Source organism: Microcoleus sp. D3_18_C4 (genome assembly GCF_036702355.1).
In the GTDB taxonomy this organism is placed as follows: Bacteria; Cyanobacteriota; Cyanobacteriia; order Cyanobacteriales; family Microcoleaceae; genus Microcoleus.
Genome location: NZ_JAUBTF010000033.1, coordinates 24,354 through 46,061, shown reverse-complemented (window position 1 = coordinate 46,061; position 21,708 = coordinate 24,354). Strand labels below are relative to the sequence as shown.

The 21,708-nt window shown below is 45.7% G+C and carries 21 protein-coding genes; 7 read left to right on the top strand and 14 right to left on the bottom strand.

The window, feature by feature from the left end; translation table 11 throughout:
* Positions 1-113: 113 nt before the first annotated feature.
* Positions 114-992, top strand: a complete 879-nt coding sequence (pgeF, locus tag QUA90_RS17375) for a peptidoglycan editing factor PgeF (protein WP_333384048.1) — start codon at positions 114-116, stop codon at positions 990-992.
* A gap of 243 nt (positions 993-1,235) precedes the next feature.
* The gene (locus QUA90_RS17370; RefSeq protein WP_333384045.1) at positions 1,236-1,847 is read left to right on the top strand and encodes a CPP1-like family protein; all 612 of its coding nucleotides are present in this window, start codon (positions 1,236-1,238) and stop codon (positions 1,845-1,847) included.
* A gap of 219 nt (positions 1,848-2,066) precedes the next feature.
* Here the strand turns inward: QUA90_RS17370 and QUA90_RS17365 are convergent, their stop codons facing one another.
* Positions 2,067-2,765 carry an HAD family hydrolase gene (locus QUA90_RS17365; protein WP_333446738.1) on the bottom strand — a complete coding sequence of 233 codons (699 nt, stop codon included), beginning with the start codon at positions 2,763-2,765 and terminating at the stop codon, positions 2,067-2,069.
* A 580-nt stretch (positions 2,766-3,345) separates the two neighbouring features.
* On the opposite strand from QUA90_RS17365, the gene QUA90_RS17360 reads away from it, so the two are divergent.
* Together QUA90_RS17360 and QUA90_RS17355 are read left to right on the top strand one after the other, a co-directional pair.
* Positions 3,346-5,493 (top strand): diguanylate cyclase domain-containing protein, encoded by a 2,148-nt coding sequence (locus QUA90_RS17360; protein ID WP_333322197.1) that lies wholly within the window; start codon positions 3,346-3,348, stop codon positions 5,491-5,493.
* Positions 5,474-6,007 (top strand): GNAT family N-acetyltransferase, encoded by a 534-nt coding sequence (locus tag QUA90_RS17355; RefSeq protein ID WP_333322199.1) that lies wholly within the window; start codon positions 5,474-5,476, stop codon positions 6,005-6,007. The genes QUA90_RS17360 and QUA90_RS17355 overlap by 20 nt, the downstream gene beginning before the upstream one ends.
* Before the next feature lie 20 nt (positions 6,008-6,027).
* Here the strand turns inward: QUA90_RS17355 and hppD are convergent, their stop codons facing one another.
* From hppD to QUA90_RS17310, 9 genes are all read right to left on the bottom strand, one after another.
* Positions 6,028-7,089, bottom strand: coding sequence for a 4-hydroxyphenylpyruvate dioxygenase (gene hppD / locus QUA90_RS17350; RefSeq protein WP_333322202.1), 1,062 nt, complete (start codon positions 7,087-7,089; stop codon positions 6,028-6,030).
* 408 nt (positions 7,090-7,497) lie between these two features.
* Positions 7,498-8,205, bottom strand: a complete 708-nt coding sequence (locus tag QUA90_RS17345; protein WP_333446736.1) for an SDR family oxidoreductase — start codon at positions 8,203-8,205, stop codon at positions 7,498-7,500.
* 185 nt (positions 8,206-8,390) lie between these two features.
* Complete coding sequence (locus tag QUA90_RS17340) at positions 8,391-9,800, bottom strand: NYN domain-containing protein (RefSeq protein ID WP_333446734.1); 1,410 nt, start codon at positions 9,798-9,800, stop codon at positions 8,391-8,393.
* Positions 9,801-9,842: 42 nt separating this feature from the next.
* Positions 9,843-11,114 carry an APC family permease gene (locus QUA90_RS17335; protein WP_333446732.1) on the bottom strand — a complete coding sequence of 424 codons (1,272 nt, stop codon included), beginning with the start codon at positions 11,112-11,114 and terminating at the stop codon, positions 9,843-9,845.
* A gap of 243 nt (positions 11,115-11,357) precedes the next feature.
* On the bottom strand, positions 11,358-12,209 hold the full coding sequence (pstB, locus tag QUA90_RS17330) for a phosphate ABC transporter ATP-binding protein PstB (protein WP_333198572.1): 852 nt from the start codon (positions 12,207-12,209) through the stop codon (positions 11,358-11,360).
* Between the two features lie 56 nt (positions 12,210-12,265).
* Positions 12,266-13,246, bottom strand: coding sequence for a phosphate ABC transporter permease PstA (gene pstA / locus QUA90_RS17325; protein ID WP_333198570.1), 981 nt, complete (start codon positions 13,244-13,246; stop codon positions 12,266-12,268).
* A gap of 82 nt (positions 13,247-13,328) precedes the next feature.
* A complete protein-coding gene (gene pstC / locus QUA90_RS17320; protein ID WP_333446730.1) occupies positions 13,329-14,330 on the bottom strand; it encodes a phosphate ABC transporter permease subunit PstC in 1,002 nt (333 codons plus the stop codon).
* Between the two features lie 202 nt (positions 14,331-14,532).
* Positions 14,533-15,561: a phosphate ABC transporter substrate-binding protein PstS gene (gene pstS, locus QUA90_RS17315; RefSeq protein ID WP_333322210.1), complete on the bottom strand. Its 1,029-nt coding sequence runs from the start codon at positions 15,559-15,561 to the stop codon at positions 14,533-14,535.
* Positions 15,562-15,808: 247 nt separating this feature from the next.
* On the bottom strand, positions 15,809-16,981 hold the full coding sequence (locus QUA90_RS17310; protein WP_333446728.1) for an NYN domain-containing protein: 1,173 nt from the start codon (positions 16,979-16,981) through the stop codon (positions 15,809-15,811).
* 109 nt (positions 16,982-17,090) lie between these two features.
* On the opposite strand from QUA90_RS17310, the gene QUA90_RS17305 reads away from it, so the two are divergent.
* Positions 17,091-18,599 (top strand): UbiD family decarboxylase, encoded by a 1,509-nt coding sequence (locus QUA90_RS17305; RefSeq protein WP_333322213.1) that lies wholly within the window; start codon positions 17,091-17,093, stop codon positions 18,597-18,599.
* Positions 18,600-18,783: 184 nt separating this feature from the next.
* On the opposite strand, the gene QUA90_RS17300 is transcribed toward QUA90_RS17305, so the two are convergent.
* Complete coding sequence (locus tag QUA90_RS17300) at positions 18,784-18,996, bottom strand: helix-turn-helix transcriptional regulator (protein WP_333322217.1); 213 nt, start codon at positions 18,994-18,996, stop codon at positions 18,784-18,786.
* A 20-nt stretch (positions 18,997-19,016) separates the two neighbouring features.
* A complete protein-coding gene (locus QUA90_RS17295) occupies positions 19,017-19,229 on the bottom strand; it encodes a helix-turn-helix transcriptional regulator (protein ID WP_333322222.1) in 213 nt (70 codons plus the stop codon).
* A 129-nt stretch (positions 19,230-19,358) separates the two neighbouring features.
* Here QUA90_RS17295 and QUA90_RS17290 point away from each other — a divergent pair, with 129 nt between their 5' ends.
* Complete coding sequence (locus tag QUA90_RS17290; RefSeq protein ID WP_333182555.1) at positions 19,359-19,601, top strand: hypothetical protein; 243 nt, start codon at positions 19,359-19,361, stop codon at positions 19,599-19,601.
* A 129-nt stretch (positions 19,602-19,730) separates the two neighbouring features.
* Positions 19,731-20,519 (top strand): DUF4058 family protein, encoded by a 789-nt coding sequence (locus tag QUA90_RS17285; protein ID WP_333322229.1) that lies wholly within the window; start codon positions 19,731-19,733, stop codon positions 20,517-20,519.
* A 99-nt stretch (positions 20,520-20,618) separates the two neighbouring features.
* Here QUA90_RS17285 and QUA90_RS17280 read toward each other — a convergent pair whose 3' ends face one another.
* A complete protein-coding gene (locus QUA90_RS17280; protein WP_281363590.1) occupies positions 20,619-21,290 on the bottom strand; it encodes an energy-coupling factor ABC transporter ATP-binding protein in 672 nt (223 codons plus the stop codon).
* 23 nt (positions 21,291-21,313) lie between these two features.
* Positions 21,314-21,583, bottom strand: a complete 270-nt coding sequence (locus QUA90_RS17275) for a hypothetical protein (protein WP_190663726.1) — start codon at positions 21,581-21,583, stop codon at positions 21,314-21,316.
* Between the last annotated feature and the right edge of the window lie 125 nt (positions 21,584-21,708).

The window sequence follows — 21,708 nt, the reverse complement described above, 5'->3', positions numbered from 1 at the left end:
CTACTCATCGCGATTTTTTCCTGAAAGCTGGCCCTGCCTTTAAAATTCGCGGACAAAATTTTTGATTGTTTAGAATACAAGCTAAATGATTCGCTTGGGTAAGGATAGGTTTCATGACTGTAGCTGGCGATCGCTTGACAAATTTTCCTGACTCTGAGTGTGGCGGACAGCCTGACGGTATCAGTTGGGACTGGCAGAGTTCTGAAGGCTTGCCCTATCTGACTTGCAGCTTGCTTTCTCGCTGGTCTCACGGCTTTTTTACTCGCGATTTCTCGCCCCAGGGGCCGATCGATCTGACGGAAGTTCTGGAACCTGGAGCTAAGGTTTACCGACTCCAACAGGTACACGGCAATGCGGTACTCAAAACCACTGAGTTGTCCCCGGTTGTGGCTCCGGGCCCGGAAACCGCTGCCCCAAGCTATGCTGAGGCTGATGGCTTGGTTGCCCATCGAGAATTGGAGGCGCTGTGGGTGTGCTCGGCTGACTGTGTGCCGGTGCTGATTGCTGACGATCGCACGGGACTGGTTGCGGCAGTTCACGCGGGTTGGCGCGGGACTGCTGCTAAGATATTACCAGAGGCGATCGCTCAACTTGTGGCACAAGGCAGTCAACTAGAAAATCTGAAGATTGCTATGGGGCCAGCGATCGCTGGAGAGGTTTACCAGGTATCTGTGGAAGTAGCAGCGGAACTGGGAGCCACCATTGCTCCTAAGAGTGGCGTTAGTGCGACAGCCGACGGCATTCTAGAGTTTTTGCACCAACTGCCGGAAACGCCTGTCTTAGCCGATCCAGAACCGGGAAAAGTACGCTTGGATGTTCGCCTCTGCAATGCTCTGCAATTGCAGCAGTTGGGAATCGATGTTTCTCAAGTGGCGATCGCTCCTTTCTGTACTTATTCTGACTCGGCTCGCTTTTTTTCCTACCGCCGCGATCGACTTAAAAAAGTCCAGTGGTCGGGAATTGTGAGTTCCAGCAGGACAAGTCCCTTCTGAGGGCATTTGGCAGAAGGTAAAATTTTAGACGGCCAAGATAAAAATAACAATCTTTGGATTCATTATTTTTTATTTACGAATGCCAAATGCCTTCTAGTTTCTATTTTCGTAAGGTTTGCTGGTTCCTGTTTTAAAGCACCAAAAACTAGCAGCAAAACTTTTGGGAAAGCGGCAGAGATCCCGCCCCGCTTTCCTCTCTTGTTAAGATTACTCTATAACGAGAGTCTTCAGCGGGTTATTACCATGAGTGAGCCAACTCCCTATCAACTTCTTGAAGTCGATGAAGATGCTTCCTTTGATGAAGTGCAAGAGGCCCGCACGCGCCTAGCTGAGCAGTACAGCGGTGACAAGAAACGTTTGGAATTGCTCGAAGCAGCTTACGACGCGATCCTCATGGATCGCCTGCGGCAGCGACAGGAAGGGAAAATTAAAGTACCTGAACGCATCCGCTTTCCCGAACGGCTGACTCCCCCACCCCCAAGCTTTACTCCCTCTCCTCCTAGTGGCAGCCCAGCTTGGTTGCAGCGGCTAATCGATACTCCTAGTCGATCAGACATTTTGTGGCCGGCTGGGGTGTATGTGGGGTTAGGCGGACTGAGTATTTATCCGGCGGCTAATGATGGTTTACTACAGTTGACTCTGGCTCTTGGGGTCGGCTCTTGTCTTTATTTTATTAATCGCAAGGAACAAAAATTTGGTCGCGCCGTGCTGCTGACTGTGGCTGGCTTGGTTATAGGCTTGTTGCTGGGAGGATTTTTGGGTTCTTTGGTCAGTCCGGCATTTATAACAACAGAGAAATTTATCGCTTTGTTTACGTTTTTAATTCTGTGGCTGGTCAGCGGTTTTCTGCGATAGTCAGTTGTCAGTTGACAGTTGACAGTTGACAGTTGTCAGTTGTCAGTTGTCAACAGTCATCAATCATTAGTCAACCATCAACAGTCATTAGTTATTGGTAATTGTTAATTGGTAATTAGTAATTGGTAATTGGTAACAATCAACTAACTACTAACACCTAAAACCTACGAACCAACCAATAACAATTAACCAATAACAATAATTAACCACTGCCAACTGTCAACTGTCAACTGACAAGTGACTATCTAAAATAATCTCAACTGCTTCGCTCAAATTGTTAGCAATTAAATCCGGTTGGTGCATTTCTAGTTGGGCGCGATCGCGAATTCCGCACAAAACACCAATTACCTTGACACCGTGGGTCTTTGCTGCTACAATATCTGCCTCCGTATCCCCAACCATCCAAGTGTCAGAAGCCGGAGGCAGTTCGGCAAGAGCTTTTGCCATCAACAGCGGCTTATCTTTGACATCCCCGGTTTTAACGTAATCGTTGGGGAGGCAATAGCGGCGGTTTTCTGGGAAAAAATGCCCTAAATTGCAGCGGTTGAAGGCTTCATCTAGTTCCCTAACACGGCGCATGGTCATCACCGCTAAGTCTACTCCAGCGCCCTGCACCTTTTCGAGAGTTTCCAGAGCGGTGGGAACTGGTTGATCATAAATCATGTAGGGTAGGGTGTGGACGGTTTGACGGCGTTTCTGGGCAAAATCGCGGGCTTGGGCTGCGTCTAATCCTGAGACAATGCCAATTTCGGTTTCGGGAACCCGCGCGCGCTTCATGTCCCAAAACTCGGCTTTGGGGAGTTCTCGCACTGGTTGGCCCGAACGCTTAGTCTCGGCGAGACAATACTGGTAAACTCGGTAGTAGCGATCGGACACGTCCATAATCGGGCCGTCAAAGTCGGTAATAAGTCTCAGCATTTAGCAGAGTATTTTTAAGCTTTTATACAAATCCTTCGATACTATAGCAGTTCTCAATCTTGGTGAGGTATGCCCTATGCCCACGGAGGCCTATGCCCTATGCCCGCTTATCAAGCGTGCACCTCATGTTACTGAGAAAGGCTATATATCATTTAAAGGTAACACTTTCTTTACAAAAATTGACACAAATACCCAGGGGAGGTAAGGTCTATAGGAATGGTGCTAATTAAAGCAAACATTTGAATTAAACTGTGCTGTTCCTCAACTTGAGCGGTTGTCAGCCATATCGGGGAATTTAAAATTAAAATGTGCCGCACAAATAGTGTAAACCGCTACATATTGTTCATAAATCTCAACCTCAATCGAGGCTGATTTTGACTTCGTTTTCTCAAAAAAATTTGGTTCAATTAATATTTGACCCCATTTTTAAAATAAGCAAAAAACTGCTTGGAGAATCCAAAGTGTACTGTTTGCATAAATTAGCCAGCGGTAACAGGTGATGACATTTGCCAGGATAAAAATTCCCATGAGAAATCGCATCCAAACAACAACTAACTTTACCGGCTAACCTTTGAGAGAGATGCTCTACAATAACGAGATGCTTCCCACATTAACTGTAGAGAGCAGCCCCAGAAGTATTAATATTCTTCTTTATAAGCTGTTATCCTTACGCAGGATTGAGTACCTCACAGTCGATCGGGATCTTAAGATTAAAGAAATATCTTTGAAAGTGCAAGATTTTGCCTACATTCATGAGGAAGTAGGCGAAGGAAAAGACGTGCGCGATAGTTTTCCTGAACTAATCGGAATTGAAGGAATCCTTGAAGATATTATTGAAGAACGACAGCAAGATTGTCAGTTAAAATCAATTAGCCGAGTTCTCAAAGACGGATCTTATTTGTATCTAAATTTGTACATTTTTGGTTGTAAAGGACAAGCCAATGCTGACAGATTGATTATGTTATGCGAAGATGTGACAGATAGCATTGGATCTCAGCCAACCATTGTTCAGGCTGCCAATAAAACAAGTATTAAAGGCGATAACTTAGCGGCGGCTGGCGATTATATTGACAAAATTATTAATTCCCTAGGGGATGTTTTGTTCGTAACAGGAACATCGGGCCAAATCAAAAAAGTGAATAAAGCTGCACAGCAATTATTTGGATATACCGAATCGGAATTAATTGGCAAATCCATATCCATGATTACGGCAGAGGAGGAATTGTTACGCAAAGTCAGCCAGCTACCTCCTGCACTTAAAAGCGAATATTGGCCTCAAGTAAAAGTAGCTTGCCAAACGAAAATAGGTTTAAAGCTGATTGTTGCGTTTTCATGTTCTACTTTCGAGACAAGCCCAGGAAGCAAGGATGGAGATAGCGGGGTTATACAAGATTTTGTTTATATCGGCAAAGACATTACCAAGCAACAACGCATAAAAAAGTGTCAAGAAGCACAGTATGCTGTGACTCATATCCTGTCAGAATCAACTTCTCTAGATAGCGCCACTCCGAAAATTTTGCAAGCTATTTGCCAAAGTTTTGGGTGGGATTTTGGCGAACTTTGGACGCCTGCTGAGGCGGAGAAAGAAACTAGATTGGGTGAGGAAATAAAATCTGAAACAGATCCGCTTTGGTGCCTGCCGCTTTGCTGTCCGATCGAGGAAACTCCTTGTTGGCGGCGGGTGGCCGTTTGGCAGGCAGCGGAGGAAGTTAGGGAGTTTGCCGAAAACGACCAGCAGATTACTTTTGCTGCGGGTGAGGGTTTGCCGGGAGCGGTTTCCAGAAGCGGTTGTACGCAGTGGATTACTGATCTTGTGGGCGATCCCAATTTCGTGCGATCGCGCTTGGCCGAGGAAGCGGGATTGCGATCGGGATTCGGTTTCCCCATTCACGCTAGGAGCCAAGTTGTAGGAGTAATGACTTTTTTTTGCCGGGAAGAACTGCAACCAGATCAAGATTTACTTCAGATCATAGCTGTGGTAAGTTCTCAATTAGGAGAATTTGTCAAGCGCAAATATGCAGAGCAAGAATTGCAAGAAGCTGAAGCTTCAATCCGCTTTTTGTACGAACAAGAAAAACGCCAAAGTGAAGAATTAGCTCGGCAAAACTTAGCTTTAGAACAAGCCAAATTAGAATTACAAGCAGCTAACATGGAATTGCAGCGCCTCGCTGCGGTGGATGGATTGACTCAAATTCCCAACCGTCGCTGTTTTGACAAAAAATTGGAGTTAGAATGGCAGTTGATGGAGCGAGAAAAAGAGTCGCTATCTTTAATTTTGTGCGATATCGATTTTTTCAAACTTTACAACGATCATTACGGGCATCAAGGAGGCGACGAATGTTTAAAACAAGTAGCCGAGATTTTAGCTAGCAACGCTCAGCGGGCAGGAGATTTAGCCGGCCGCTACGGTGGCGAAGAATTTGCGGTAATTTTGTCGCGAACTGATGTGCAAGAAGCAAAGCGGGTAGCTGAAGCAATTCGCAGCGATTTGAAAGCAGCGGAAATTTTTCATGCTGCTTCCAAGGTAAGTAAGTTTATAACTCTCAGTATGGGTATCGCTACTACTGTACCTGCTGCTGGTTTATCGATCGAGGAGTTAATTGGACAGGCCGATCGAGCGCTGTATCGAGCTAAACTAGAAGGACGCGATCGTATAGTTGCCCTAGACTTGAAAATAGAATTTCAGGGCCCGAAAGGAGTATGTTCTGATGATTGTGAGAGAAGCTAACATCGCTGACGCACCTGCAATCGCACGGGTGAATCTAGATACTTGGCGCACAGCTTACCGGGAAATTGTACCAGCAAATTACCTCGCACAGTTATCCTATGAAAAGCGAGAAAGCAATTGGCAAGAAATCCTGGCAAACGTCAAAAAGACTGGCGTTTTTGTCTGCCTTGCTGAGAATGAATCGGGAGAAATTGTGGGTTTTGCTGCGGGTGGTTGCGAGCGCACAGGCAAATATGTATATAAAGGAGAATTATTTGCCATCTATATTTTGGAGGAATATCAGCGTCAAGGAATTGGACGGCAACTCGTGAAAACAGTTGCCACAAAATTGGCAGAATTAAGTTTGAACTCGATGCTAGTTTGGGTACTAGGAGACAATCCAGCCTATAAGTTTTATGAATTATTAGGAGGTGAAAAAGTAGAGGAACAGCAAACAAGTAGAGCAGGAGTTGCACTCAAAGAAATTGCCTACGGTTGGAAAGACATCGCAGTGCTGATTAACACGCCTGTATGACCGAAAAAGTGGAAGTTTTATCAATCATCTATCAAACTTCCTCTCTTCATTTGTTCACGTTCAATTGCCTCAAACAAAGCTCGAAAATTCCCCGCCCCAAAACCTCCAGCTTGCACCTGTTTCCCGTTAACTAAACTAACTCGGCGCTCAATAATCTCGAAAAAGAAAGTCGGTTCTGCAAAAATTGGCTGGGTAAATATTTGCAGCAGCATTGCTGCAGGAGTATCTTCTTGCCAATCTGCCAAAACTTGACAAGCTGCAATTGCTTGCCAATCTGCGGGCAAATAGTTTTGCCGCTGCTGTAATTCGGAGTAGTATGTTGGAGGAACTGGCAGAAAAGGCAAACCGCACGATCGCAAATCGGCAACAACCCCCACGATATTATTAGTTTGCAAAGCCATGTGCTGAATACCCGGCCCCCGATTGGCGCTCAAAAACTCTTGAATTTGAGAATTAGCTGATGCCGGTTCATTAATCGGGAATTGCACCCCACCTTCAGCGTGCACCATAACTTGGCTCCGCAAAGCCGATTTCTCAGTCTGAATGTCAAAATTTTGCTGCGGTTGAAAACCTAATATTTTTTGATACCAACTAACAGCACTTGACAAATCGCCCGATTCAACATTTAACACTACGTGGTCAATCCGGGTAAACAACGGCAGCTTATCCGAAGCCGATAGCAGTGAATGGCTGCCAATTCGCTCCACGAGCGTATGGCTTAAATCTCCCCAGCCCGCGATTTTTGCCCGCTTAAAATAGCCTCCTGCGTTTAGGTCTTCTTGAATCGGTTCCAGGATTTTAGCGCCTTCAGCAGCCGCTCTAGCTACCGCTAATTCAATATTTTTTACCCGAAAACCCACATCGGCAATCCCTGGAGGATGAAACTTCAACCAACTAGCAGCGGGACTAGCGGGTGTCAGAGGCGAAGATAAAACAAAACATACATTGCCGCTGCTGACAACTTCAGTGTGAGTGTGGCTGTTGGCATAACCTGCTATTGATTGAAAGCCTAACTTGCCGACAAACCAGTCGCGGGATACTTTAGCGTTTTCAACGTAAAATTGAATGCGATCGAACTCCATAATCAATAATTGAAAATGGAAACTGAAAAATGGAAAATCTGCTGATTTTCAAGGCAAAATTGCAAGGTAGAGACTGAGTAATGGATATTTTTCATACTTTTTATTGCGCGCCCACTTAATAATAACCTAAAGATTGAATATCCTAGCTCCCTCTGAAGGCAGAAATACGTCAGCACTTAAAAGAAAAGACACCCGGTGTCTGGGATAACTTGGGTTTGCCGCGACGCCTTCGCCAAAAGGACTTACGCAAAAAACAAATAGTTTGACGCGCGAATTATAGGGGTAAGGTGCGCCAGCCCGTGCACCCTACATAATTAAGTGCTGTACAAGTTCTCAAACCTAAAAATATCATAATTTTTCTTGCCTTCAGCTTCCGCTGCGTTCTGCCTTCAAATCATTCCTCAATAGCTAAAAGAACAAATGACTTTCCGGCTGAATATTAATCTCCATCGGCACAGCTTGCGGGTCAGCCGAAAGAGCAAACATAATCGCATTGGCGGCAGTTTCGGTACTCAGCATTTTTGACCTGTCTACCTTCAAACTCACATTATCCCAAAACGGAGAATCCACCCCGCCAAAATAGAATAGCGTAAACTTAATGCCGTAGCGTCGCAGCTCATCTGCCATGCACTTGCTGAAACCAACTACCCCAAACTTTGAAGCGCAATAAGCCGTTCCCATCGCCATCGAATGCTTGCCCAAAATCCCGATGACATTGCAAATGTGGCCGGATTTACGCTCTTTCATCACATTCGCCGCTGCTTGAGACGTGTAAAAACTGCCTTTTAAGTTCAAGTCAAGCATTGCATCTAAATCAGCGGGTTCTAACTTGTTCCACTGCTTGAGAATTCCGGCACCGGCGGCGTTTATGAGGGCATCAATTTGTCCGAAATGTTCCACAGCTTTGTGCATCAGCGTCTCGACTTGCGGCAAATCGGTGATATCTGTGGGCACGCACAGTACCTCTGTTGCCGAAAGTTCGCTAGCTAAAGCGTCTAACTTACTGCTGTCTCTGGCGGCGAGCACTAGCCTCGCACCCGCATCAGCGAGTTTGCGGGCCACTGCTGAACCGATGCCGCCAGTCGCACCCACCACAACTACAACTTTGTCCTGCATATCCCTTTACATTTCTTTACGTCCAGATTGTATAATAACTCAAGTTGCTAGTAATGGGGATGCTTATAGCAATCCTTGCAGGAGTCGTAAATTTTTTACCCCACCCCAACCCTCCCCGAACCCAAGGGGAGGGAGTAAGAAATTTACCAATGATTTAGGATTGCTATATATATTTTAAATTTTAATTAATTGAGGGAAACTTGCCAGCCTTTTTCGGCTTTTTTAAGCTTGAGAGAGGCGCAGGATTGCAAAAATTTAGTAAATTTCCTACCGAGATTAAAATCTTTAATTATTTGGGTAATTTGTTTGCCGTATTGTCTGTGAAATTCGCTGCCTACATTTGAAAGAAATACAGAATTTTCAGGAGAGTTGCCGGTTAAGTCGCCAACGATTTTGACAAGAGCTCTTTCCAAGTCTTCCAGAGAATTAATATCTGTCAAACTCGCAGGTGCTGCTTGGTGGTTATTCAGAGTTTCTTGGCTCAGTATTGGCGGTGGTGGCGACAATCTCACTTCAAAAAGAGTGACATAAGTTTGAGAAGTTTCTGATGGTTTGTGGAGGACAAAATCGGTGGGATATTTGAGAAAGATATCGCGGGTTTTAGTGCCGAGCAAATGATGGGCAACAACTTGATTGAGGACTAAACCGTAATTCTCTTTAAATAAAGCTGAAACAGTAGAAAGTTTGATCCACTGAGTTGAGGTGCGTTTTTGCTCTTTTTTGATTAATTCTTTTAGCTGAATAACTAATTGTTCTAGGGGTGTAATTTCCGGTGTGGTGACGAGGGAATGGGTTTCCACTTGTCCGGTTTTGCTGTTTAAAACTATGATTTTATCTATTTGTTTGCGGACTTGAAATACGGTTAGTCCGTGGGCTTGCAGTGTGTTGCTGAGGTGAGTCAGGGCGCGATCGGACGAACAGACAAAAATCTCTTTGGCTGTGGGATAATGTACGAAAATCGATGCGCCGACTGTAGCCATTTTTAAGTCGGCGCTGTCTTTGCCGGGGGGGACGTGAATTAGTTGATAGCCGCGCTGGTGAAATTCGGCATCTTTCTTGCCCATGCTGCGCCAATTGGCAAAGGCAACTTTGATTTGGATGGGATAGTGGCAAATTCCCTCTAGGAATTTTTCGGTTTCGATGTTGAGTTGCAAGTTTTCGACATCTAGCAGCAAGATAGCAATGCCGATAGGAAGCGAATTTGTTTGATTTGTGGTGGGAGTGGGAGGTTTTGAGGAAACTGAGTTTTGTGATTTAGCGGGTGCTGTTTGAGATTGGGCTAGCTGCTGAATTTTGGCAAATAATTTGCTGAATTGAGGTGAATTAACGAATTCTGGAATCAGCAGAATTTGTAGGTATTTTTTTGCAGTCAGCAGCAGGGAATCTGTATCGCTGGCTACTGTGAAACTTTTTGTCAATTTTCCAATCAAAACTGACTGAAAATCAGGTTTGGCCCAGGGGGTTTTCCTGTATTTTTCAGTTATCCATTCGGGATGCTGTTCCTGAATGGTAATTAGGGTTTGAGCTATATAGCGACTGATGACGCTGAATGCGGGAGATTCTTGAGTCGCAAGCTCGGAAGTTCGATCGGGCATGGCCCTCTACAATGCGGGATGCTGTTTCAATTTATCACACTTCTAGTTTCTCGCCGGGAGTCGGACGATCGCCCGCCAAATTAAACCGGCGACAATTAATGCCAATCCTGTCAGCCAAATTTCCCTCTCCACCCAGAAAGCCAGAAACAGACAATTCCCCAAACCCACCCAAGCCAACCACTGCGGATAAAGCCTTTCGGCGGGGGAAAGTTGCAGCGCGGCGAGGTTGGTGATAGCGTAATATATCAAAACGCTAAAAGCGCTAAATGACCAAGTGGTTTTGACATCGCCGACGAGGATTAAAAGTGCGATCGTAACTTCCACAACCACAACAGCCACGTAGGGAGTTGTCCCCGAAGGATTCAGCCGCGCCAAGACTCTCGGCATATCCAAGCGCCGCCCCATCGCCAGCCAGATGCGCGAGAGCCCTAAAATTAAGTTCAGCAAAACTCCCAACATAGCGGTAATGGCGCCGACGGCTAGCAGTTGAGAAACTCCCGCAATTGGGAAACTGCGGGCGATGACTTCCAGGGGTGCAACCGTACCGCCTGGTTGTAAAGACAATTTATCGCCTCCCCCCGCGCCCGCGACAACTACTGCTACCCCCACGTAAAGCAGCATTGTCAGCACCAAAGTGAAAATTATGGCTTTCGGAATAGTTTCCCTCGGTTCCCGCACTTCCTCGCTCATTGTGGTGATGCGGGCGTAACCGCTATAAGCGACAAACATCAGGGCGGTGGCCTGGAGGATGGAGCCGATCGAGCTATCATTCTGTACGGTGGCCATTTCCCACCTTACCTCTGGCAAACCGACAGCAACAAACACTGCTAAGGATAGGAGTGTAACTGAGACTATGGCAGTATTGGCAATATTCGATCGCCTAATTCCCGTCAATACAATTAAAGTGATGGCGGCGAGGGCGAATAAAGCTGTTAGGATCAGGTAAGTGCGATCGGCTACACCAACTGCATTTAAAAAATACCCCGCAAAACCTAAAGCAGCAGTAGCCGCAGAAGCCGTTTTCGCCAACAGAAACATCCAGCCGGCAGTGAAACCCAGCCAAGGATTGAGATATTTGTAGCCATATTCATAAGTACCGCCGCTAACAGGATGATTTGCCGCTAATTGAGCGCTGCTAAGGCCATTGCAAACAGCCACTAAAGCCGCAATACCTACAGCCAAAATCACTCCCGGCCCCGCAACTTCCGCAGCAATGCCGATACTCACAAATACTCCGGTACCGAGGATTGAGCCCAGGCCCATGAGAGTTGCGCCGAAAATACCTAACTCTCGCTTCAGCAGTGGTGAAGACATAAATATACTAGGCAAGATGCCTGCACAAAAATATTTGTCTGTTGTGGAACAGGCATCTTGCCTGTTCTGAAAACATAACTATAGCAGGCAAGATGCCTGCACAAAAATATTTGTCTGTTGTGGAACAGGCATCTTGCCTGTTCTGAAAACATAACTATAGCAGGCAAGATGCCTGCACAAAAATATTTGTCTGTTGTGGAATAGACATCTTGCCTGTTCTGAAAGAGGTTCAAGATGTAAGTATTAACCGAAACGGCCTTGAATGTAATCTCTCGTACTCGAATTGCCCGCAGAAGTAAAAATCTTACTTGTCGGCCCAAATTCCACCATGCGGCCGATGCGACTTTCATCAGTATTAAAGAAAGCCGTGTAATCAGAAACGCGAGCCGCCTGCTGCATATTATGCGTCACAATTACAACTGTTAACTGCTGCCGCAGAGTCTGAAACAACTCCTCAATCTTCATCGTAGAAATCGGATCTAGAGCAGAACAAGGTTCATCCATCAACAAAATTTTCGGCTTCACAGCCAAAGCGCGAGCAATACAAAGCCGCTGCTGCTGTCCCCCCGAAATCCCCTGAGCCGATTTATTCAAATCGTCTTTGACTTCATCCCAAAGCGCCGCACTTTTGAGTGCCGATTCCACAATTTCATCTAATTCTGCTTTGCTTTTGCGACCAAAAATCCTCACCCCGTAAGCAATATTATCGTAGATGCTCAGTGGAAAAGGATTCGGTCTTTGAAACACCATCCCAATTTGCCGACGCAAACTATTAATGTTTACTTTTGGGCTGTAAATATCCTGTCCAAAAAACTCTACTCTTCCTTTAATTTTAACTTTTCCCTCCAATTCACCAATCCGGTTGAGAGCTTTGAGAAACGTAGATTTGCCGCAACCTGAAGGACCAATAATAGCCGTCACTTGCGGGTGAGGGATATTCATCGATAAATTTTCTAAGACTTTGTGAGTTCCGTAATAAAAACTCAAGTCCTGAACCCGCAGTGCTGGCATTGCATTGGGGTCTATTTCCGGGGCGGCATCTTCTAGGAATTGATCTGTATAGTTTTCGGATTTCAAGTTAGCTTTAGGTTTCATTATTTAGCTGGTTATCTTGTTAATATTTGACTGAGAGATGCACTTTAGTTATTGATTTATCGATTTTGCAAGCGTTTCCGAGTTACTGTACGGGATGCGACGCTAGCAATCAAAACCATACCCAAAAGGACAGAGGCAGCAGTCCACGCCAATTCGTTCTGCTCTTTGTAAGGAGAGCTGGCGTAGCTGTATATTAATACTGACATGGAAGGAGTCGGGGTCAGCAGTGTTTCGGGAATTTCTTTGAGTTTTGCAATGGTTTCTGCACCTATAGGGGACTGCATTATCTCGCCCAATTTATCAACTAAAGGAGGCCAAAATTGACTCGATAACGCCGTTACAATCAACGGTGCGGTTTCGCCGGCGGCGCGGGAAGCAGCGAGTAAAATACCTGTGGTAATAGTTGGAAGTGCTGAGGGTATGATAATGCGAAACATAGTTTGAAAGCGTCCGCCTCCCAAACCAGCAGAAGCGAGGCGGTAAGAAGTAGGCACTAATTTTAATGCTTGTTCTGTTGTCAGAGCAACCACTGGAAGCATGATGACGCCGAGGGCAAAACCGCCTGCTAAGGATGAAAATGCTTTGGTGGTAACGACGATTAGGGCGTAGGAAAAGACGCCAACTACGATCGAGGGAACGCTGCTGAGAATGACGGTGATAAAGCGAATACTATTGGCTATCGCTTTGTTTTCTCTACCAAACTCAGACAAAAATATTCCCGTCATTACGCCGATAGGTACGCTAATTAATGTCGCAATTCCCACCATTAAAGCAGTGCCGAGAATCGCATTAGCAAAGCCGTTGGGCTGGTCTTCAACTCCGACGGGTGCGGGCAGAGATACTAGCACTTCCCAGCTCAAATGTGTAAGTCCTTCCCCCAGAATTTTGTATAAAATAGCAAACAAAGGGAGCAGGGCTAGAGCTGTCAGAGCGAAAGCGATAACTGTCATTCCCCGGCTGAAAAAAGTTCGGCTTAGCGACAGGGGGTTGGTGATTTCTGCATCCAGAATACTATCTAATTTTTGTGCTTGAGCCATGGGATTTTAGATTTGAGATTTTAGATGGAACCAGGGGATAAATCTGGCGGCGCGGCTTGTGACCAAATTGCTTTCGATGATGTTAAGTTTTAGCTTTTTTGCCCCCAATTAGCTGAACCAACAATACTGCGATCGCATTTACGAACAGAGTGATCACAAATAAAATTAAGGCTAAATACATCAAAGCGCCGGTGTGCAGCGGTTCTACAGCTTCCCGAAATTGACTTGCCAAAACAGCAGGAATTGAGTAGCTGGGAGCCAGCAGGGATTTGTTAATTTGAATCGAGTTGCCAATCACCATTGTGACTGCCATTGTTTCGCCTAAAGCGCGTCCCAATGCTAATATGGTGGCGCCGATAATCCCCGAACTAGCTGCTGGTAATAACAGCTTAAATATTGTTTCCCAGCGGGTGGCACCAAGGGACATGGAAGCGCTTCGCACATCTACTGGAACCGACATCAATACATCGCGGCTGATGGCGGCTACTGTTGGCAAAATCATAATCGATAAAAGGATTCCAGCGGGCAGCATTCCGGGGCCTAAAGGTTCGCTGCTGAACAAGGGAAACCAACTGAAATTATCAAACAATGACTGCTGCAATGGCAACAAGAAGGGAATCAAAACAAATATTCCCCAAAGGCCAACTATTACGCTGGGAATAGCCGAGATTAATTCAACCATGAATCCCAAGGGCGATCGCACCCAAACGGGTAAGAAGTTCTCGCTAGTAACTATAGCTACTGACAGCCCTAAAGGAAGTGCGATGATTATGCCGATCGCAGAACTAATTACAGTACCGTAAATAAACGGCAAAGCCCCAAACTGCAACTCACCGATATCCCACTTGGGATTCCACAAGAAAGAGAGTCCAAATTGGCTAATAGCAGGCCAAGCATCTTTAAAAATTACCGCACTCATCAAAAACAACGTACCCGCTGTTGCTAGGGCAAAACCCCATACAAATAGTGTAAATCCTGACTCCATCCATAGACCTTCACCAGCAGTATCTGTCAAATCTACTTCTGTGTTCATTTCTGTCGGTTTCCGAGTCAATCTATCCCGCTTTTTTGAAATATTGGTCATACCAAAATTAGTGCGTACAAAGTAAAATACTTGCTTAAAGGACGAGGAATTATAATGGGCGGGTTGCGCGCTGGGAACCTAGTTTGTAAGGTACGCAGTGCGTACCTTACACAGTAAATTTAGTGCACACTAACCTGATCATTTATGAATTTTGAGTCATCGATTTAACTCGTCAACTCATAACCCCGTGCGATCGCCGGAATTAACCTCTGGCAATCACAGTCTGATTAACTGCTTGAACCACCTTTTGAGCTGTAGCTGAAGGAATCCGAGTAAACTCTAGCTGTTTGTTGATACCTTGACCTGTAGTCATCACCCAATTAACCATCTTTTTAATAGCCTCTGCTTTCGCAGCAGGATACTGTTTGTAGATTAACAGCCAAGTCAAACCAACAATCGGATAACCGTCGTTGGGATTGCCTTCTACTAAGCGGAAGTCTGCGGGGAATGTTTCCCCTGCTAAAGCTTTCTCTGCTTCAGCCAAGCTAGGGTCTACAAACCTGCCAGCTTTATTTTGAATAAATGCTGTTTGAAGATTGTTTTGCCGAGCAAAAGTATCTTGAACGTAGCCGATCGCACCCGCTGTATTCTTCACCAAAGCAGCTACGCCGGGGTTTCCTTGACCCCTGACAGCGGTGTCTGGCCACTTCGGCTGAGCGGCAGCTTTGATGGTGCTACCAGTTGCCTGCAAATGATTAGCAAAAATAAAACTAGTACCGCTGCTGTCTGCCCGTACAGCTACTCGAATCGCAGTATTTGGCAAGTTTTTAGCTTGTCCAGAAATTCCGGCTATTTTCGCATCATTCCAGCGAGTAATCTTGCCTTCAAAGATACCGTTCATGGCATCCTTATTTAGCCTCAGATTGGTCACTCCGGGCAAGTTGTAAACAACTGCAACAGCGCCGCCAGCCGTGGGAACAGCTATTACACCCCGCTTTACCTCAGCGATTTGTGCAGCAGTCATCAGCGCATCGCTGCCTGCGAAATCAACATTGCCTGAAATTAATGCTTTGATGCCAGCACCGCTACCAGTTCCTTCGTAGTTTACAGTAATTTGATTTGCACTTCTCATTTGAGAGAAGTAGCGATCGTAAAGAGGTTTAGGGAAAGTTGCTCCCGTACCGTTTAGTGTGACGGCTGCTACAGCAGAATTAATCAAAGTCAGCGAGAATGCTGCTGCTGCAAGTGTCACTATAAAACTACGTCGCCAACGTCCTGTGAAAAAATTCATATTCCTCCTCTCCCTTAATAGCCGACTTTGCAAATCTCCTCCATAGGATAGACTGAAACCTCCAAAGAAAGGGATATAAAAGAATAAGCTTGTTTTAAATTTTGGTTAATAACAGATTAAATAATAAAAGAATAAGCTTGTCTTAAATTTTGGTTAATAACAGATTAAATTTTCAGACGGAAGACTCGGAGACCTGATTTCTTAAATACATCAGGGAGCTGACTGTGCGATCGCCAATTGATAATTCTTATCCTTCTTCTGAACTGTCCATCTTTGGCATGATTGCCACGTGATGTTCGCTACCGATTAATATTACTTTAAAATCCGCCGATTCAGACTGGAATAATTTGATTAGACTGGAATTATTCCCCAACAATTGTTTGACAATTAAATCAGCATGAAACTGATATTTGGCAAAAAATTTTTTCTTAATTATTGCCACAGGAAGATAATCCTCTTTTAACTCAACTTTTGCAGTTTCAATTATTTGCACAAGTATATATTTTAAAACATCCAGCGACTCAATAGGATTTGAATTGAGATCGGGAATTATTTCTGGCAAATTTTGATTGACAACAACAGAAGCCAAAGATACTTCAGCCACCGGTGTCACTTCGTTTTCTCCTGATTCCGACACTGCTGTGGCAGGGGAAGTTGTAGAAGGGAAAACAATAGTACGACGATCTTGAAAAAACTCAGCCACACTAGAAAATCTAGCTATCCGCTCATCAATAGATTTGTGTTCAGCCTTCAAAAACTCACCAATTTGATTAGCCAATTCTTCAAAACTAGGGACTTCCTGTTCCCTTTTGCAAGAATAGTGATTAGTATCACCAGTCCGAAGATTTTCTACAGACAACACAGCATTTTGTCGTCGCACCCGAAACACAGTCAATCCCTGATTTTGCAACTGATTGCAAAGGTGATTTAACAAACCGTCAGAAGAACAGACAAAAACTTGTTTTACATCCCTATAACGGTATAAAATAGCAGCGCCAAAAGCAATCATTTTACCGTCAGCACTATTAGCACCACCCGGAACGTGAATCAGTTCGTAACCGCGATCATAAAGTTCAGCATCCAACTTGCCAGTAGTCGGCTTTTTCCAGTTAGCAAAAGCAATTTTAACTTGTAGGGGAGAGCCATACAAACTGGCTAAAAATTTTTCAGCATTAACGTCCAGTTTCAAGTTTTCTGCGTCTAGGAGCAAAATAGCTAGGCCCCGATCGCACTCTGAGCTTTTGTCAGCGATTCCCTTCGGGATAGCTTCGCTTAACGCACCTTCCCCGCACCTGCTGCTAGACGGCGGTAGCAAAGCCTCAAACAATTGTTGACCGTTAGGCTGACGCGGATAAAACTGTTGGCTGCGAGAACGACCGTTTTTACGAAATCGCTCAGGCGATCGTCGGGGATTTTTCACAATCTATCGAACGAGTATCGGGAATTTTTGATTAACTTATCATCGCAGTTTAACTTGTGGCAGTCGATCGGCTCATAATAACAAAAGAACGTTAACAATTCTTAAAAAAATGGCTAGAGACTTGCGGGGATTCCTCAAACTACTCGAAGAACGGGGACAACTGCGCCGAATTAGTGCCTTAGTCGATTCCGACCTCGAAATTGCCGAAATTTCCAATCAAATGCTGCAAAAAGGCGGCCCTGGACTGCTGTTTGAAAACGTCAAAGGGGCCGAATTCCCCGTTGCAATCAACCTGTTGGGTACGGAACAGCGCGTTTGCTGGGCGATGAACATGGAAAAGCCGATCGAACTAGAAGAGCTCGGCAAAAAACTGGGAATGCTGCAACAGCCAAAACCGCCGAAAAAGATTTCCCAAGCAATAGAGTTCGGCAAAGTGCTGTTTGACGTAGTGAAAGCCAAACCCGGCCGCGACTTTTTCCCAGCTTGTCAGCAAGTGGTAATTGAGGGAGAAGGGCTGGATTTGAACAAAATCCCGATGATTCGCCCTTATCCGGGAGATGCGGGCAAAATTATCACCCTGGGTTTGGTAATTACCAAAGATTGCGAAACCGGTACGCCGAATGTGGGGGTTTATCGGTTGCAGTTGCAGTCAAAAAACACGATGACTGTACACTGGTTATCGGTGCGGGGCGGGGCGAGGCACTTGCGGAAAGCGGCGCAGGCTGGTAAAAAGTTGGAAGTTGCGATCGCCCTTGGAGTCGATCCTTTAATCATTCTCGCCGCAGCAACACCAATTCCTGTAGATTTATCGGAATGGTTATTTGCCGGACTTTATGGCGGTTCCGGCGTGCAATTGGCCAAGTGCAAAACCGTAGATTTGGAAGTACCGGCGGACTCGGAAATTGTGTTAGAAGGAACGATTACGCCGGGGGAAGTTCTGCCCGACGGGCCCTTCGGCGATCACATGGGTTATTACGGCGGCGTGGAAGATTCGCCGCTGGTTCGATTCAACTGCATGACGCACCGCAAAGACCCGATTTATCTGACCACATTTAGCGGGCGGCCACCGAAAGAAGAAGCAATGATGGCGATCGCGCTTAACCGTATTTATACCCCTATTTTGCGGCAGCAAGTATCGGAAATTGTCGATTTCTTCTTACCGATGGAAGCGCTTAGTTATAAAGCGGCAATTATCTCGATTGATAAAGCATATCCCGGTCAAGCGCGCAGGGCTGCTTTAGCATTTTGGAGTGCATTACCGCAGTTTACTTACACTAAGTTTGTGATTGTTGTCGATAAAAGTATCAACATTCGCGACCCGCGTCAAGTAGTTTGGGCAATTAGTTCTAAAGTCGATCCGGTTCGGGATGTATTTATTCTGCCGAATACGCCTTTTGATACGTTAGATTTTGCCAGTGAAAAAATTGGTTTGGGAGGCCGAATGGGGATTGATGCTACTACGAAGATGCCGCCGGAAACGGATCACGAATGGGGGGAAGTTTTGGAGTCAGATCCGGATGTGGCGGCGATGGTAGAAAGGCGTTGGGCAGAGTATGGTTTGGCCGATTTGAATTTGGGTGAAGTCGATCCTAATTTGTTTGGATATGAGATGAGGTAGGGAAGCGAAACAATGTTGTCTCCTGGCTTTTTTGAGTAAAATACAATTCCTCAATTGCTGACAATACAGTAGGGACACAACAATGTTGTGTCCTGGTTTTTTTGAGTAAAATACTAGAAACACAACATTATTATGTCCTTAGACCATCAACTCTCTTTGAATCTTCACGAGCATTATTTTTTCTTTACTGTTCCAAAATCTCAACTAAATCTTCGATCGCAATATCAAACACGCGAGCCATTTTGTTTAAAGCTGTGTAATCTACAGTTGCCAGCTTGGGAGAATGGGCATAACTTCTAACGGTACTGTAAGGAATGCCCGATCGCTCAGAAACTTCTTTAAGCGTCCAACCCTTCTCCTCAGCTAGTTCTCGAACGCGCAACCGAGTTAGACCCATCTTCCCGCTGACAAATCAGTTTACCGTTCCAAAACCTCAACCAAGTCTTCCACCATCACATCGAAGACTTCAGCAAGTTTCTGCAAAGCCGTGTAGTCCACCGTTGCCAGCTTAGGAGCTTGCGCGTAATTTTTGACCGTGCTGTACGGAATACCCGTTCTCTCCGAAACTTCTTTCAGCGTCCAACTCTTCTCCTCAGCCAGTTCTCGAACTCGCAACCGTATTAACCCCATTTATGCTTGACAGAAGCTACGTCTTTAGCTTTTAATAAAAGTGTTAGATATAGCGATCGCCCTCGGACCTGAGAAATCTAGAGCGATCGCCTTTCTTCAACAACCCACAAAAGTGGGAAGGATTTTCCTATGATACCAAAACAACCGACATATCGCGATCGACTTCAACCTTGGCATCTAATTCGCCACCTCCCCAACTGTCAGCGGTTAACAGTCGCCCGTTTCGCCCGCCGCCCCGATGCCGAATCTTACCTAAATGCACTGCGCCGTTTAATGCCCGCAGTCCCGCATACAATTGTGTTCGTAAATGCGGTGTCTGTGTTGGATGAAAACAGCGTTCCAATTCAAACACAATTGCCTATCGAAGTTTAATGGTTGAAAAGTGCGATCGCCCTTCCACAAATAGGAATTATTCTATTTGACAGGAAGTGCGATCGCCCCTAATTTTCCCAAAACAACATTGCTAAACTGTAAATAGACTTAAGTCAAGGAGTCACATCAATGCCATCTCCCTTTCCCGGTATGGACCCGTATTTAGAGCATCCCGAACTCTGGCCTGCTCTACACCACTGGCTAATTATTGAAATTGCCAGATTATTATCTCCGCAACTACGTCCTAAGTATTTAGTGTCTGTAGAAGTGAGAATGTATGAAACCGCTGACGACAATTTATCAATTGGCATTCCTGATCTAAACATAATTCAGCCAAGAACCACAACCGAATTAATAACATCAAACGTAGCCGTTGCAGCGCCACCAACACAACCCTTGACAGTAAATATTCCCATGCCATACCAGGTTCGGGAAGGCTATTTAGAAATTAGAGAAAGAGGAAACCAAGAATTAATCACCCTGATTGAAATCCTCTCGCCTAGCAATAAGCGCCCAGGAAAAGGACGACAAATGTACGAAGAAAAGCGAGAAGAAATTTTAGGTAGCCGCACTCATTTAATTGAAATAGATTTATTGCGGCGCGGTCAAAAAATGCCAGTTATTGGCAATGACATTGAAAGCCACTATAGCGTTTTGGTGTGTCGGGGAAATCGCCGTCCCAGAGCCGATTTGTATGCTTTTAACGTGCAGAACCCGCTGCCTGCCTTTCCTTTACCACTGCGATCGGGCGATACCGAACCTATAATCAATTTGCAGGAATTATTCACTCAAATTTACGACATAGCAAGTTACGACCTGAAGATAGATTATCGCAACTGGGAAGTCATACCACCGCTGTCAGAAGCCGATACAATTTGGGCAAATGCTTGGTTGCGCGATCGAGGATTGCGAGATTGATTTGGCGTGCAGCAATTCTCTTAGTCTGCGGAGGCAGACTTCGTTTTTGTAGAAGCGATTTCCCTCGCAGAATGACTTAATTATCAAATTGCTTGAGGGCTAAACATCTTGACTTTGCATCAACCGCTGCTTCAAACGCGCCGGATCTCCCCGATCGACAACTTGGCCCTTTTCCAACAAAAAAGCCCCATCACAATAATTCAACTCATCCAAACGGTGAGTCACCCACAAAGCCGTAATCCCGCGATTTTTCACCAACCGCTGCACCGCCGCCACCAAATCCAACTGAGAATCAGGATCTAACAAAGCCGTCGGTTCATCCAACAGCAGAATTTCGCAGTGACGGGCGATCGCCCCAGCCAGGGCAATTCGCTGCTTCTGGCCCCCACTCAAAGCATAAATCGGCCGCCGCTGCAAATCCAGCAAATTCACAGCCTCCAAAGCCTCCGCCACCCTCTCCCGCACCTGAACGTTAGAAAGCTTTTCCTCCACCAAACCAAAAGCCACATCCGCACCCACCGTCGGCATCACCAATTGGTGATCCGGGTTTTGGAACACAAAACCCACCCGCCCACCGAGGTCAATTTCCCCCGACTGGGGGTGCAGCAGCCCAGCCATCAGCCTCAACAGCGTAGACTTGCCGCTGCCGTTAGTGCCCAAAAGCATCCAAAACTCGCCCTTCGGTACATCCAGAGAGCAACCTTGCAACACTCGATCGCCCGACGGCCAGCAAAAACCCAAATCCCGCACAGCAACGGCTGACTGGCTCATATCGGCACCAACACCCCCAGCCCTCATTCTGCTGTCATCGAGACAAAACCAGGGGATCTGCCTGTAGATGACGCCCCCGATTTCTGAGAAACCACCACCCCAGAAATCTCGCTGCTGAGTACAGCCACCTTTTTCTCAGGATTTTTCTCGCAGGTGAGTTCCAAAATTTGCGGTTGGGAGTTGCGAATCGCCGCCAGTACCTGCTGGTAAACAGTCTCAGCGTCCTCCTCCAACTTCCGCTGCACCGACAGCGAGACGGGCGTATTTTTCACAATGATGTCAATGCTGAACATATAGTCTTAAAAACCTAAGTTTGGAGCTCTCTCCTCAGTATATATATAGGACTTACCCACGGAAACCCAGTTTCTTAGAAAAATCAGAGGTTGAGGGCGATACATCTACCAATCCACGGGGCTTC